This is a genomic window from Nocardia cerradoensis NBRC 101014 (genome assembly GCF_000308535.1).
Classification (GTDB): Bacteria; Actinomycetota; Actinomycetes; order Mycobacteriales; family Mycobacteriaceae; genus Nocardia; species Nocardia cerradoensis.
The window spans coordinates 1-13786 of the sequence record NZ_BAFW01000216.1; the positions used below are offsets into that span (position 1 = coordinate 1).

Consider the following 13786-nt stretch of genomic DNA (forward strand, 5'->3'; position numbering starts at 1 on the left):
GCCTTCCATCCCGAACGCGCGCATCTGCTGCTGCTCGGATGTCTGCGCAATCCCGATCGGGTCGGCACCACCGTCTCCTCGGTCCGCCGGGTGAACCTGGATGCGGACGGGCGGCGGCTGCTCGCCGAACCGACGCTGCCGATCCTGCCCGACGTCTCCTACGGCGAGGATTTCAGCGGGCATCGCCCCGCCCCGGTCGCCACCGTCGGCGCCGGTGACGGTGGGCCGACGCTGCGCTACGACCCCGCCTACACCCCGCTCGACGACGCCGCCCCCGAATATCGTTGCGCCTACGCTCATCTCGGCACGGAATTGGAACGAGTGTGTCACCGTGCGGTGTTGGAGCCCGGCGAATTGCTGCTGATGGACAATGATGTCGTCGTGCACGGCCGGGTTCCGTTCACGCCCCGTTACGACGGGACCGACCGCTGGCTCAAACGGGTCAACATCCGGCTGGCACGCCGCCGCGCACCGGCCGAGGCCGGCGAAAGCGGGTACGGGCAGCGGACGGTGCGGCCGTTCGCGCCGAATCCCGCTGAGGCACCGCAGATCTCGCACCGATGAACCGACCAGTGAACCGAGGAACGCAGTGAGCAGCCGCCCCACCCCGTTGCGCGTACTCAGCCGCAGCGATCTCGCCGATGTCCCGATCGCCCCCAACGAGGTGGTGCGCGCCGTCGAGGACGCCTATCTGGCCCTGGCGCAGGGCGATTCGGACAACCCCCGCAAACTCAGTGTGGCGCATCCGGACGGCTGGTCGGTCGCGTACGCGATGCTGGGGCGCGACGGGCGCCGCCGGGTGGTAGCGATGAAGACCTCGTACAAATTCGATCCGAGCCACGACCGCAGCACCAAGCGCTACTACACCACCATCACCCTCTACGACGACGCCACCGGCACCCCGATCGCGATGATGGACTGCGCCCGGGTGGGGGCCCTGCGCACGCCGGCGGTGTCGGCGCTGCTGGTGCGCGAGACGGTGCGACCGGGCGCGCGCAGCGTGCTGCTGATCGGCACCGGCACCCAGGGCCGAAACGCGTTGCCGCACTTGCTCGCCGCGAATCCGCAGCTGAACCGGCTGATGGTGTACGGCACCCATCCCGAGGGCCTGGACGCGGTGGGCACCCACCTGCGCGCGCACGCGCCGCACCTGGATCTGGACGTGGTCGACGACCCGCGCGCCGCGGCGGCGACGGCCGATGTGGTGCTCGCGACCGCCGGGCCCGGCACACAGGTCGCCCTCGAATCCGATGATCTGGCACCGGGTTCGGTGGCGGTGCTGGTCGGTTACGGACTGGCTCCCTCGACGCTCACCGACGCCGACCGCGTGGTCGCCACCAGCGCCGAGCAGATGGCACTGACCGGCACCGACATGGCGGGACCGGACGGGCGGCTGCGCTCGGTCGACGCCGAGCTGCCCGCGATTCTGGGCCGCCGCGCGACCGCGCGCACCAGCCCCGACGAACGGCTGTTCGTCTACAACAGCGGCCTGGTCCTCACCGATATCGCCGTCGCGCACGCGCTGGCCGAACGCGCCATCGCCGAGGGCCGGGGCACGGAGGTGCCGCTGTGGGACTGACCGGGGTGCACTTCCCCGGCGCCACGCGGTCGTCGCCATCGGAGACGACGCGGTGACCGCGAGCCGGAGTACGCAGGCGCCCGACCATACGTCGACCTCCACTTCGATCACGGCACCTCCCCTCCCCGCACACCGGGACGAGTGGGAGCGCCGGCTGCTGGCCGACACCCGTCTGCTCGACGACATCGCTTATACGATCGGCGGCCCGTTCCACCTGCTGTACCCGCAGCGAGTGGGAGTGAATATCGACGCCTTCCGGGAACAGTTCCGCCGCCACGGCATCGACGGCGCGATCTACTACGGCAAGAAGGCCAACAAGTCGGCAGCCGTGGTGCGGGTCTGTGCCGAACACGGCGCCGGCGCCGATGTCGCCAGCGTAGGCGAGCTGAGTTCGGCTCTGGCGCACGGTATCCGGGGCCACGATCTGGTGGTGACCGGTCCGGCCAAATCCGATGAGCTGCTGTGGCTGGCCACCCGGCACGGCGCCCTGATCGCGGTCGACGAACCGGGTGAACTCGACCGGCTCGCCGGCCTCGGCGCCACCGCCCGGGTGCTGCTGCGGGTGCTCCCGCCGGATTCGACCAGCCGATTCGGCATGACCGGCATCGAACTCGACACGGTGCTGCACCGCACCGATCCGGCGCCGATCAAGGTGGAGGGCTTCAGCTTTCACCTGTCCGGCTACGACCCGATCGCCCGCTCGGAACTCGCGGCGGCGCTGGTCGACCGCTGCCTGCACGCCCGCGCCCTCGGACATCCCGTCACCACCCTCTCCATCGGCGGCGGATTCGGCGTGGACTATCTGCCGGATACCGCCTGGCGCGCCTTCACCGAGGACCACGATCCGCACTGGTTCCACGCGGACAAGACCTTCGATTCGTACTACCCCTACCACCAGCGTCCCGCCGGACCGGCCGCGCTGGCCGCCGTCCTCGACCACGACGACCTGGCGAAAGTCTTACGCGCCCATGCGATCCGGCTCGCGATCGAACCCGGGCGCGCGCTGCTGGACCGCGCCGGAAGCACGGTGTTCCGCGTCCAAGGCGTGAAAACCCGTACGGCACGGTCACTTCCCTACCAGCTGCTCACCGTCGACGGCACCAGCCTGAGCCTGTCCGAGCAGTGGTTCGACAGTGAATATCTGCCCGATCCGGTGCTGTGGCCGACGCGGCCGGGTGCGGTGACCCCGGCCTGCGTCGGCGCGGCGACCTGCCTGGAATCGGACATGCTGAGCTGGCGGCGCATTCCACTGCCGCGCCCGGCGGTCATCGGCGATCTGCTCGTCTATCCGAATACCGCCGGATATCAAATGGATTCGAACGAATCGTCGTTCCACGATCTCCCCCTCCCGCCGAAGGTGCTGCTGTCGAGCAGCCCCGACGCGGATCCGGAGCAGCCGCCGCGGCTGCGCTGGACGCTCGAACGCTGACTCCCTTCCCATCACACTCTCGAGGAGACTCGCATGCCGATCGTCACGCGCGTGACGGACCTGATCGGAAACACTCCCCTGTTCGAGCTGGCCGTCACCGCGGGCGGCACCCGGCTACTACTCAAACTCGAACAGTTCAATCCGACCGGCGCGGCGAAGATCCGGATGGCCCGCGAAATGGTGCTCGATGCCGAACGCCGAGGTTTGCTGAGAGATGGCGGGCATATTATCGAGTCCACATCCGGGAATACCGGACTGGGACTGGCGGTGGTCGCGGCCGAACGCGGCTATCGATTCACCGCGGTCGTGGACCACCACGCCTGCAAGGACAAACTGCGCGCGATGCGAGCCATGGGTGCCGACCTCGTCTACGTCGCCGCCGAGGGCGACGACAGTCTGGCCACCTCCACCCGGGAGGACCTGGCCGAGGCGATGGCGGCCGCGCGGCCGGACGCCTACTTCACCGAACAGCACAACAACGAGGCCAATCCGGTCGGCTACTACGCAGTCGCGGAGGAGTTGCTGGCGGATCTCGGACAGGTCGACATCCTGCTGTCCGCGGTCGGCACCGGCGGATCGCTGTTCGGCACGGCACGGCGGCTGCGCGACCTGGGCCGTCCGGCGCGGGTGATCGGCGTGGAACCGGTCGGATCGATCGCCTTCGGCGGGCCCGGCGGACCGTACTGGCAGTCGGGCACCGGCACCCCGCCCGGCGCGACCGTCGGTACGGCCGTGGACTACTCGCTGCTGGACGAGGGAGTCACCGTCTCGGACGTGGACGCCTTCGCCACCGTCCGCGCGGTCGCGCAGCGTTGCGGTCTGATGATCGGCGGGTCCGCGGGCGGGTCGGTGTACGTTGCGCTGCAGCGACTCGAGGAATTCGAACCGGGCTCGACGATCGTCACCATCGTCTGCGACGGCGGGGAGAAGTACCTCGACACGGTCTTCGACGACGAATGGATGAGCGACCGCGATCTACTCGACCGCACCGCCGAACACGCGGTCACCGACCTGCTGGACCGTTACGCACCCGCTGCCCCGGCGGTGTCGGAGGCGCGAAATCTGGTGGGGGCCCGATGAATCCGGTCGTCGTAGAGGTCCGGGCGTGACCGCCGCCGCACCCCGCGGCGACGGGCGCCGGCTGACGGCGCTCGCGACGCCCATCGCGCTGACCCAACTGGCCCAGGTCGCGATCTCCACCACCAATATCGCGCTGATGGGCAGTCTCGGCGTCGACCAGGTGGCAGCCGGCGGGCTGGCCCTGGTGCTGTTCAACCAGATTCGCACCATGTGCGTCGGGTTGATCACCGCCAGCGGCAATCAGGTGGCAACCGTGGTGAGCCGGGCCGAGAAGCAGCACCGCGACCCCGGACACGAGATCCGCGATGTGGTCCGATCGAGCTTCCTCATCGCCACCGCCGCGGGGGTGCTCGGCGGTCTGATCCTGGTCGGTCTGGGCTGGTCGCTGCAATGGCTCGGCCAGGACGCCACGGTGCTGGCCGAAGCGCGGCCGATGATGGTGGCGCTCGCCCCGGGTCTGCTGCCCTGCCTGTGGTTCCAGGTGCTGCGCCAATACACCGTCGGCATGCGACGGCCGCAGGCGCTTGTGGTGGTGACGCTCGGCTCGGTGGCCGTGAACGCGGTGGTCGCGCTGGCCCTGATCCACGGCTGGGCCGGACTGCCCGCCCTGGGCCTGACCGGTGTCGGCGTGGCGTCCTCGGTCGTCTTCCTCGTCACCTTCGCGGTGTTCTGGGTGATGGTGCGTCGCGACACGGCGCTGGGGCCGACGCTGCCGGTGCGGATGTGGCCCGTGCGCCGGCGAACGGTCGCCGCCGAACTGCGGCTCGGCGCGCCGATCGCGCTCACCTACGGCTCCGAGGCCGGGATGTTCTCGGTGCTGGCCCTGGCCATGGGCACCATCGGACCGGCGGCACTGGCCGCGCACAACGTGGTGTACCAGCTCGTCTACATCGTGTTCCAGGTCGCGGTGGGGCTCTCGCACGGGGCGTCGATCCTGGTGAGCCGGGCCGTGGCCCGAGAAGAGTTCCGCCGCGCCCAGAACCTGGCGTGGCTGGCACTGCGGCAGGCCGCGGTCGTCGCCGCCCTGGTGGGTGTCCTGTACGTCGCGGCACCCGATCTGGTGCTGCGCCCCTTCCTCACCGGCCGGGACAGCGCGACGATCGATCTCGCGCACGGCCTGCTCCTGATCGCCGTCGTCCTGCAGTTCTTCGATGCCGCGCAGAACATCGGCAACGGTCTGCTGCGGGGTGTGAAGGACACGCGCGCCGGATTCCGGCTGTCGCTGGTGGGGTATTGGCTCGTCGGCCTGCCGACCGCACTGCTGCTCGCCTTCCCGCTCGGCTTGGGCGCGAACGGAGTCTGGTGGGGTCTGACCGCGGGCTTGGCGGCCACCGCCCTGCTGATGCTGCGCCGATATTTCTCCCTGCTGCATCACCGGGAGGGCAGCGAACCACGCGAGCTCGCCGACAGCATGAACTGACGGTTCGTCCCGATCCGATCCGCACGGCAGCGCGGCGCAGGACCGACCACCCGTTCGCACCCCTACCACCAGCACCGCTCGAATCCGGCACGCACACCCCAGCAAGTAAGCGGCACAACGGTTTACACTGGGGTGCCAGTCGCGGCCGACGCCGCCGCGTGAGCCGACCGTGAGGTGACGAGATGGTAGCCAGCGCCGGAGAACGTCAACAGCCCGCGACCGAGCATCCCGAACTGGACGTCCTGCCGACCTGGCCGCTGGACACCATCGCCGTCCTGGTCACCACCGATCCGTCGCCGCACGCTATTCCCGTGAGCTGGCCGGTGCGTGCGGACGATCGGCGAATCCTGCTGAGCCTGAAGTTCGATCGCGGTTCGCTGGCGCGGCTGCGCAAACGTCCCGATGTCGCGCTGCTGATCCTCGGCGGCGGCAATGTGGCGCTGTGCGCCCGCGGTCGCGCGCGCGTCATCGCCGATCCGATGCCCGGCGCCGAGGACTATGTGGCCGTCGCCATCGATGTCGAGGTGATAGACGACCACCGCCAGGGCGCGTTCGAGGTCGAGGCGGGCATTCAGCGCACGGTCCTCGACGAACCGGAACTCGAATACCTCCGCTCGCGTGTCGCCACCCTGCAGGAGATGGTCGACGCGAAGAATTGACGCCCATGATCGCCGCCTTCTCGGTCACCCCGCTCGGCACCGGCGCCGATGTGGGCCGCGCCGTCGCCGAAGCCGTCCGCATCGTCCGTGCCAGCGGGCTGCCGAACGAAACCAACGCCATGTTCACCACACTCGAGGGCGAATGGGACGAGGTGATGGGGGTGATCAAACAGGCCTCCGACGCGATCCTCGCCGTGGCGCCGCGCTGCAGCCTGGTGATCAAGGCCGATATCCGCCCGGGAGTCACCGGCGCCCTGACCTCGAAGGTCGAGACCGTCGAACGCTATCTCGCGGAAGGCTCCTGACCACCCGCCCCAGGCGAGCTGACCGGGCGCGACCTCACGGCCGGCGCTGCGGGCCCCCCGGCGAGTCGGCGAAGGTTTCCCAGTGGGCGCGCCACTCGTCGGGCGACAGCGGCCCGCGTCCGCCGCGGGTCCGCTCGGCCGCGTCCTCGGCGGCCCGGATTCGCGCCGCGAAGTCGAGTGTGGCCTTGCGGAGCCGCTCCTCCGCACTGTCCGGTTCGCCCAGATGAACGACCCGCAGATCGTCCGGAACCAGATCCCCGGGTAATCCCGCCTTCGCGCTGCGGGAGCGAATCTTCTCCGCCAGCGCCAGCGCGGGTTGCGCCATCGCGATCCCGTCCAGGCAGGAGCGGCGCGCCTTCTCGGTGAGTTTGCGTTCCTCCCAGGCTCGTTCCTGCGCGGCGACCTTCGCGGCCACATCCGTTCCGGCGTCCACCTCCGGATCGGACAGATGCGGACTGCGGTGCACCAGTTTCGCGACCAGCGCGGCGGCCACGTCGTCGACGGTGAATTCGCCCGCGGCCTCGGCGATCCGGGAATGGAACAGCACCTGCAACAGCAGGTCGCCGAGTTCCTCCTTGATCGTCTCCGCATCGCCGTGCTGGATGGCATCGAGGAGTTCGTAGGTCTCCTCCAGCAGATACGGCCGCAGCGAATCGTGGGTCTGGGTGACCTCCCAGCCGCCGAAATTCCACAGCCGGTCCATGACCTCGACCGCTTCGGTCAGGCCGTGCGCGACACGTGCGGAATCAGCCGCGGCGTCGTCGGATCCACCCGACGGGCGCTCGCCCCTGTCCTCGCTCACCCGACCGCGACCTCCGCGCGCACCGCGAGATCGACCATGCCCTTCGGCTTCCCGTCGAGCGCCAGCAGCAGATCGGCGACGAACTGCAACAACTGCACGTCGCGCACCCGCGCCGCGCCCACGCTGTCCTCCACCCGGGGCAGCGGTAGTTGCACGATGCCGGTGGTGGGCCGATAGCTCGCACTCGGATACAGCCGTTTGAGCCGCATCTGCTTCGAATCGGGCAGCTGCAGCGGCGACACCTTCAGCGTGGTGCCGGTGACGCCGACCTCCTGGATGCCGTACTCGCGGCACAACAGTCGCAACTTCGCGACCGACACCAGCCGGCCGACCTCGACCGGCAGCGGGCCGTACCGGTCGACGAGCTCCTCCACCACCGCGGCGAGCGCCGAATCATCCTGTGCCGCAGCCAGTTTGCGGTACGCCTCCAGCCGCAGCCGGTCGCTGGCGATGTAGTCGGGCGGAATGTGCGCATCCACCGGCAGGTCGATCCGCACCTCCTTGACCTCTTCCTCGGTCGTGATCGGGCGGCCGTCGGCGGCGGCGCGATAGGCCTCCACCGCCTCACCGACCAGTCGCACATACAGATCGAAGCCGACGCCGGCGACATGGCCGGACTGTTCGGCGCCGAGAACGTTTCCGGCGCCGCGGATTTCGAGGTCCTTCATCGCCACCGCCATACCCGCGCCGAGATCGGAGTTCTGCGAGATGGTGGCCAGGCGGTCGTAGGCCGTTTCGGTGAGCGGTTTCTCGGCCGGATACAGGAAGTAGGCGTATCCGCGTTCCCGGCTGCGCCCGACCCGGCCGCGCAACTGGTGCAGCTGCGAAAGGCCCAGGGTGTCGGCGCGCTCGACGATCAGCGTATTGGCGTTGGAGATGTCCAGACCGGTTTCGATGATCGTGGTGCACACCAGGACGTCGAATTCGCGCTCCCAGAAGCCCTGCACGGTCTTTTCCAGCGTGTCCTCGTTCATCTGTCCGTGCGCCACCGCGACCCGCGCCTCGGGCACCAGATCACGAATTCGCTTGGCGGCCTTGTCGATCGAGGACACGCGATTGTGCACGTAGAAGACCTGACCGTCGCGCAACAGTTCACGGCGTACGGCCGCGGCGACCTGCTTGTCGTTGTAGCCGCCGACATAGGTCAGAACCGGATGGCGTTCCTCGGGCGGGGTGAGGATGGTCGACATCTCGCGGATCCCGGCCAGGCTCATCTCCAGGGTGCGCGGAATCGGGGTGGCCGACATGGTCAGCACGTCGACGTGGGTCCGCAGCGCCTTGATGTGTTCCTTGTGCTCGACGCCGAACCGCTGTTCCTCGTCGATGATCACGAGGCCGAGTTCCTTCCACCGCAGACCGGTCTGCAGCAGCCGGTGGGTGCCGACCACGATGTCGACCTCACCGGTGGCCATCCCGTCGATCACCTCGCGCGATTCGGCCGGATCGGTGAAGCGCGACAGGCCCTTCACCGTGACCGGGAAGCCGGCGACGCGTTCGGTGAAGGTCTGCAGATGTTGCTGTGCCAGCAGCGTCGTCGGCACCAGTACGGCGACCTGCTTACCGTCCTGCACCGCCTTGAACGCCGCCCGCACCGCGATCTCGGTCTTGCCGTAACCGACGTCGCCGCAGATCACCCGGTCCATCGGCACCGGGCGTTCCATATCGGCCTTCACCTCGGCGATGGCGGTGAGCTGGTCGTGGGTTTCGGTGAACGCGAACGCGTCCTCCATCTCCTGCTGCCACGGCGTATCGGAGGCGAACGCGTGACCGGGCGCGGCCTGCCGCGCGGCGTACAGCTGCACGAGTTCGGTGGCGATCTCGCGAACGGCCTTGCGCGCCTTGCGTTTCGTATTCGCCCAGTCGGATCCGCCGAGTTTGGACAGACTCGGCATCTCCCCGCCCACGTAGCGGGAGAGCTGGTCGAGCGAATCCATCGGGACGTACAACCGGTCGCCGGGCTGGCCGCGCTTACTGGGCGCGTACTCGATGACCAGGTATTCGCGTCGCGCGCCGCCGACGGTGCGTTCGATCATCTCCACGAACCGGCCGATGCCGTGCTGATCGTGCACGACCATATCGCCGGAACTCAACGCCAGCGGATCGACCTGATTGCGCCGGCGAGCGGGAAGTTTCTTGCCCTCACCGGGCGCGGTGACGCGGTTGCCGGTCAGATCGGACTCGGCGATGACCACCAGTTTCGCGTCGTCGAACACGATGCCGTCGTGCAGCGAACCGCACAGCACCCCGACCAGCCCGCGCACCGGCTCGGCGCCCGGCTCGAGCGCCGCGGCCGGAACCTCGGCATCGGCGAGCCGCTCCTGAATGCGTTGTGCCGTACCGTGTCCCGCGACCACGATGACCGCGCGTCCCCCGGTGGTGACGTGCGCGCGCAGCGAGGCGAAGACGGTCGCGACCAGTTCTTCCGAGCCGCGGGCCGCCGGTGCCGACAGCACGGGCAGCACCACTTCCGCGGGATCGTCGGCGGCCAGCGGGCTCAGCGTCCACCACGGCAACCCGCGCGACTCGGCATCGGCCCGCACGACGTCCAGACCGCGATACGCCGAGGACGCCAGATCCAGACCGTGCGCGCCCAACGGAGCCGCTCCGCCGAAGGACGCGGCCGTCCACGACGCCTCGAGGAATTCCTGTCCGGTGCGGACCAGATCGGCGGCGCGGGTGCGGATCTTCTCCGGATCGCACAGCAGCACATGCGATTGCGTCGGCACCACATCGGTGAGCAACTGCAGCTCACCCGGGCGCAGCACCGGCAGCAGTGCCTCCATCCCCTCCACCGGAATGCCCTGCGCCAGCTTCTCCAGCATTTCGACCAGCGCCGCGTCCGCCGGGTTCTCCGCGGCCACCTTCGCCGCTGATTCGCGCAGTTCCTCGGTCAGCAGCAGCTCCCGGCAGGGCTGTGCCACAACGAGATCCACCTCGACCTCGGTGAGCGAACGCTGATCGGCGACGGAGAACGCGCGCAGTTCACTGATCTCGTCGCCCCAGAATTCCACGCGCACCGGATGATCGGCGGTGGGCGGGAAGATGTCGAGAATGCCGCCGCGCACCGCGAATTCGCCGCGCTTGCCGACCATATCGGCGCGCTCGTAAGCGAATTCGACCAGCCGCGTGGTCAATTCATCGAAATCGAATTCGGCGCCGACGCGCAGCACGATGGGTTCGATCTCACCCAGTCCCGGAGCCATCGGCTGCATCAGCGACCGGACCGTGGTCACCACCACCTGCAGCGGTTCCGGATGGCCCGGATCCTCCGGATGCGCCAGCCGGCGCAGCACCTGCAACCGCCGGCCCACGGTGTCGGCACTGGGCGACAACCGCTCGTGCGGCAGCGTCTCCCAGGACGGGAACAGCGCGACCCGATCGCCGATGATCTCGCTCAGCTCGACGGTCAGATCGTCGGCCTCCCGCCCGGTGGCGGTCACCACCACCAGCGGCCGCGCCGCCGCGACGGTCGCCGCCACGAACGGCCGGATCGCCGAGGGCGCGACGAGCTGCACCGAGGAGCGCCCGATCAGTTCCCGAACCTGGCTCAGCGCGGCATCGGCACCGGCCACCTCGGCCAGTCCCGCAAGAGGTGGGCGATGGCTCGGCATGAAAGAAACTCCCGCTGCACAGATCGGCGATTCAGAGCGACCAATCGAGTCTATGTTTTCGGCCTCCGCTTCGCTCCGGCGGGGTTCTCGGCCCTCAGGCCTCGATTTTTCCCTCCTCCGCTCAGTCGCTGCGCTCCCTCGCTCCGTCAGTCCAAAATCGAGGCGGCCGAGAACCCACCCAGGTGCACATCTCGCAAATGCACGCTCCGGCGTTCACACGTACCGCCGTCCGACGTCGCGACCGGTTACGGCACGTAGCGGCGCAACCTCCGCGCGGCGAATTCCCGGAAGTACGCTACCTTTTCGTCCGGCACGATCGAGGGCAGCAGGAAGTACCACATGCGTTCCATGCGCACCGCCATCTGGTCGATGGATTCGGTACCGACGGCGGTGATGTGGACGCCGGAGGTCATCTCCTGCAGGAGAAGACCGATGGTTTCGGGGTCCAGGTCGGGTTTGAGGTCGCCCTGGGCGATGGCCCGCTCGGCGAGCAGGATCTGGGTTTCGCCCCAGGTCTTGGTGATGTTCTCACCAGAGGCGCCGCGGTAGTCGCCGATCTGGTGGGTGAGTTTGAGCATCGCGCCGACCATCGGGTCGTTCATGGTGAGGTCGGCGACGACGTAGGTGATGCCGATGGCGGCTTCGAGGGCGGGTACGCGCGGGTCGAAGAAGCCCTGGCAGGCGCCGCGCAGACGTTCGTTGCCCTGGTCGACCACGGCGCGCGCCAGTTCTTCCTTGGATCCGAAGTGGAAGTACAGTGCGCCCTTGGTGACGTTGGATTGCGAGATGATCTCGCTGAGGCTCGCATTCGCGTAGCCGAGTCGCAGAAAGACGTCGGCCGCGCCCGCCAGCACCGAATCGCGAGTGATTTCCGCACGCGCTTGCCTAGCCATCAGATCCGCCTGTCCTCAAACCAGCCATCCTGAAGTAGACCGATATCCCGAAGTTGACCGACATCACAGCTCGAACAGCACTTGAAGGATGGGTGAACCGTACCATCAGACCGGCCGTCGCCAGCGGAATCGAGCATTAAGACCAGTCTCCTTCGCAAACAATGGGCTAACCGTCCAGTTCGGTCCCCTATCGGCCCCCGGCACCGTTACCGCCGGTCAGCCGGGTGTCCCGCTCGGCCACTCGGAGCCCAGCTGCGGATCGGCCTCGAGGTGCGTGAGCCCGTTCCAGCACAGGTTGACCAGATGCGCGGCGACCACCTCCTTGGACGGTTGCCGCTCGTCGAGCCACCAGGTGGCGGCGGTGGCGACCATGCCGACCAGGGCTTGCGCGTAGAGGGTGGCGAGACTGGTGTCGAAGCCGCGGCGCTCGAAATCGCCGGCGAGGATGTGCGCCACCTGGTTGACCGCCTCGTTCAGCAGGCTCGAATAGGTGCCCGCGGCGGCCGAGGCGGGCTGATCACGCATCAGGATCCGGAAACCGTCGGTGCGCTCCTCGATATAGGTGAGCAGCGCGAGGGCGACCTGTTCCAGCCGGACGCGGGAGCGGTTCTGGGTCAGCGACGAGGTGATCATGTCCAGCAGCGTCGACATCTCGCGGTCGACGACCACCGCGTAGAGGCCTTCTTTACCGCCGAAGTGTTCGTACACAACGGGTTTCGACACCTGGGCGCGCTGGGCGATCTCCTCGATGGAGGTGGCGTCGTAGCCTCGTTCCGCGAACAGCGCACGGCCGATCTCGATCAACTGCTGCCGCCGCTGCGTTCCGGTCATCCGCGGGCGTGGCGCCCGCGCCGCGTCACCCGAAGTCATCGCTCCGCTCCCCCGCCTCTCTCCCCCGCCTCTCCGGGAATCCTGCCGGTCGTAGGTGTCTGGAGATTTCTCGGCCGGGCCGGCGGTCGGCAGCGAACCTGCGGTCAGGTCGTGCCCGACGAGTTACCCATGTGCTTTCGAAATCAAGTAGTGCGTTGCGCAAATTTACCCGAACGCGACTGAGCGATCTCGCCGACCCGCGACCCGCGCGGGAAAATCTGCCCGTAATTCGCGGAGATGCGGGGAAACGTGCGAGGATATTGCGCGCATGCCGTGGCGCAGCGGTGGGTCCGTAGGGTTCATCGGTGCGACGATCCGCCGTAGTGTAATGGCAGCACCACTGATTTTGGTTCAGTTAGTTCAGGTTCGAGTCCTGGCGGCGGAGCTGGCTATGGGGCTGTGACCTGCGTGGATATCGGGCGAAGCCCCGAGCCGGTGCTCAGGCCCGGGTGGACTAGGGTGTGGGCGGACGGCCAGCCGCCGAGCCCGCCGCAGACCGGACCTGCGAAGGCCCGGCGCAGGCAGCGACAGCCGCAGGCCCAAGACAGCGCAGACCAGCACGATGACAGGCAGCCGAGGGAGATCCATGCCACAGCAGACCGCCGTCGTCGTTCTCGCCGCCGGTGCCGGAACTCGAATGCGGTCCAAGACACCGAAAGTGCTGCATTCGCTCGCCGGGCGCAGCATGCTCGAGCACGCCCTGCACGCGGCGAACGAGATCGACCCCACCGACCTGATCACGGTGATCGGCCACGACCGCGAACAGGTCGGCGCCGCGGTGAATTCCGTTGCGGCAGAATTGGGTCGCGAAATCACCTCCGCGGTCCAGGAACAGCAGCTGGGTACCGGGCACGCGGTGCAGTGCGCCCTGTCGGCGCTGCCCGCGGACTTCAGCGGGGATCTGCTGGTGACCTCCGCCGACGTGCCGCTGCTGGACGGGCACACCCTCTCGGCCCTGCTGGACGAGCACCGTAGTTATCAACCGCGTTCCGCGGTCACGGTTTTGACCTTCGTTCCCGAGGATCCCAACGGTTACGGCCGGATCGTGCGCGATGCCGACGGCGGCGTCCTCGAGATCGTCGAACACGCCGATGCCACCCCGGAGCAGGCGGCGATCAACGAAGTCAATTCCGGCGTC

12 protein-coding genes and 1 tRNA gene are annotated in these 13786 nt (G+C 68.4%); 9 read left to right on the top strand and 4 right to left on the bottom strand.

What is annotated here, in order from left to right; genetic code table 11:
- The 7 genes from ON23_RS22790 to ON23_RS22820 form a co-directional block, all read left to right on the top strand.
- Window positions 1-564: TauD/TfdA family dioxygenase (locus tag ON23_RS22790; protein ID WP_039780669.1), on the top strand; the 564-nt coding region annotated here is incomplete at its 5' end.
- 25 nt (window positions 565-589) lie between these two features.
- The gene (locus tag ON23_RS22795; RefSeq protein ID WP_174376516.1) at window positions 590-1579 is read left to right on the top strand and encodes an ornithine cyclodeaminase family protein; all 990 of its coding nucleotides are present in this window, start codon (window positions 590-592) and stop codon (window positions 1577-1579) included.
- Window positions 1580-1631: 52 nt separating this feature from the next.
- Window positions 1632-3008, top strand: a complete 1377-nt coding sequence (locus tag ON23_RS22800) for a type III PLP-dependent enzyme domain-containing protein (RefSeq protein WP_218001114.1) — start codon at window positions 1632-1634, stop codon at window positions 3006-3008.
- Window positions 3009-3041: 33 nt separating this feature from the next.
- Window positions 3042-4088 carry a PLP-dependent cysteine synthase family protein gene (locus tag ON23_RS22805; RefSeq protein ID WP_039780670.1) on the top strand — a complete coding sequence of 349 codons (1047 nt, stop codon included), beginning with the start codon at window positions 3042-3044 and terminating at the stop codon, window positions 4086-4088.
- Window positions 4089-4113: 25 nt separating this feature from the next.
- The gene (locus tag ON23_RS22810; protein ID WP_039780671.1) at window positions 4114-5508 is read left to right on the top strand and encodes an MATE family efflux transporter; all 1395 of its coding nucleotides are present in this window, start codon (window positions 4114-4116) and stop codon (window positions 5506-5508) included.
- Between the two features lie 182 nt (window positions 5509-5690).
- Window positions 5691-6167 (top strand): pyridoxamine 5'-phosphate oxidase family protein, encoded by a 477-nt coding sequence (locus tag ON23_RS22815; protein ID WP_039780672.1) that lies wholly within the window; start codon window positions 5691-5693, stop codon window positions 6165-6167.
- A gap of 5 nt (window positions 6168-6172) precedes the next feature.
- The gene (locus tag ON23_RS22820; protein WP_039780673.1) at window positions 6173-6472 is read left to right on the top strand and encodes an MTH1187 family thiamine-binding protein; all 300 of its coding nucleotides are present in this window, start codon (window positions 6173-6175) and stop codon (window positions 6470-6472) included.
- A 34-nt stretch (window positions 6473-6506) separates the two neighbouring features.
- On the opposite strand, the gene ON23_RS22825 is transcribed toward ON23_RS22820, so the two are convergent.
- The 4 genes from ON23_RS22825 to ON23_RS22840 all read right to left on the bottom strand — a co-directional run bounded on the left by ON23_RS22825 (window position 6507) and on the right by ON23_RS22840 (window position 12609).
- Window positions 6507-7175, bottom strand: coding sequence for a nucleoside triphosphate pyrophosphohydrolase (locus ON23_RS22825; RefSeq protein WP_083904184.1), 669 nt, complete (start codon window positions 7173-7175; stop codon window positions 6507-6509).
- Window positions 7176-7270: 95 nt separating this feature from the next.
- The gene (gene mfd, locus ON23_RS22830; RefSeq protein ID WP_051043131.1) at window positions 7271-10885 is read right to left on the bottom strand and encodes a transcription-repair coupling factor; all 3615 of its coding nucleotides are present in this window, start codon (window positions 10883-10885) and stop codon (window positions 7271-7273) included.
- A 245-nt stretch (window positions 10886-11130) separates the two neighbouring features.
- On the bottom strand, window positions 11131-11778 hold the full coding sequence (locus ON23_RS22835; RefSeq protein WP_036505157.1) for a TetR family transcriptional regulator: 648 nt from the start codon (window positions 11776-11778) through the stop codon (window positions 11131-11133).
- 216 nt (window positions 11779-11994) lie between these two features.
- Window positions 11995-12609 carry a TetR/AcrR family transcriptional regulator gene (locus tag ON23_RS22840; protein WP_039780676.1) on the bottom strand — a complete coding sequence of 205 codons (615 nt, stop codon included), beginning with the start codon at window positions 12607-12609 and terminating at the stop codon, window positions 11995-11997.
- Window positions 12610-12962: 353 nt separating this feature from the next.
- Here ON23_RS22840 and ON23_RS22845 point away from each other — a divergent pair.
- Window positions 12963-13033 (top strand) — tRNA-Gln (locus ON23_RS22845).
- A 201-nt stretch (window positions 13034-13234) separates the two neighbouring features.
- Window positions 13235-13786: NTP transferase domain-containing protein (locus ON23_RS22850; RefSeq protein ID WP_039780678.1), on the top strand; the 552-nt coding region annotated here is incomplete at its 3' end.

Coding starts and splice junctions, on each gene's coding strand:
- ON23_RS22805 (WP_039780670.1), top strand. CDS start 3,042: ATGCCGATCGTCACGCGCGTGACGGACCTGATCGGAAACACTCCCCTG.
- ON23_RS22815 (WP_039780672.1), top strand. CDS start 5,691: ATGGTAGCCAGCGCCGGAGAACGTCAACAGCCCGCGACCGAGCATCCC.
- ON23_RS22820 (WP_039780673.1), top strand. CDS start 6,173: ATGATCGCCGCCTTCTCGGTCACCCCGCTCGGCACCGGCGCCGATGTG.
- ON23_RS22825 (WP_083904184.1), bottom strand. CDS start 7,175: ATGGACCGGCTGTGGAATTTCGGCGGCTGGGAGGTCACCCAGACCCAC.
- mfd (WP_051043131.1), bottom strand. CDS start 10,885: ATGCCGAGCCATCGCCCACCTCTTGCGGGACTGGCCGAGGTGGCCGGT.
- ON23_RS22835 (WP_036505157.1), bottom strand. CDS start 11,778: ATGGCTAGGCAAGCGCGTGCGGAAATCACTCGCGATTCGGTGCTGGCG.
- ON23_RS22840 (WP_039780676.1), bottom strand. CDS start 12,609: ATGACCGGAACGCAGCGGCGGCAGCAGTTGATCGAGATCGGCCGTGCG.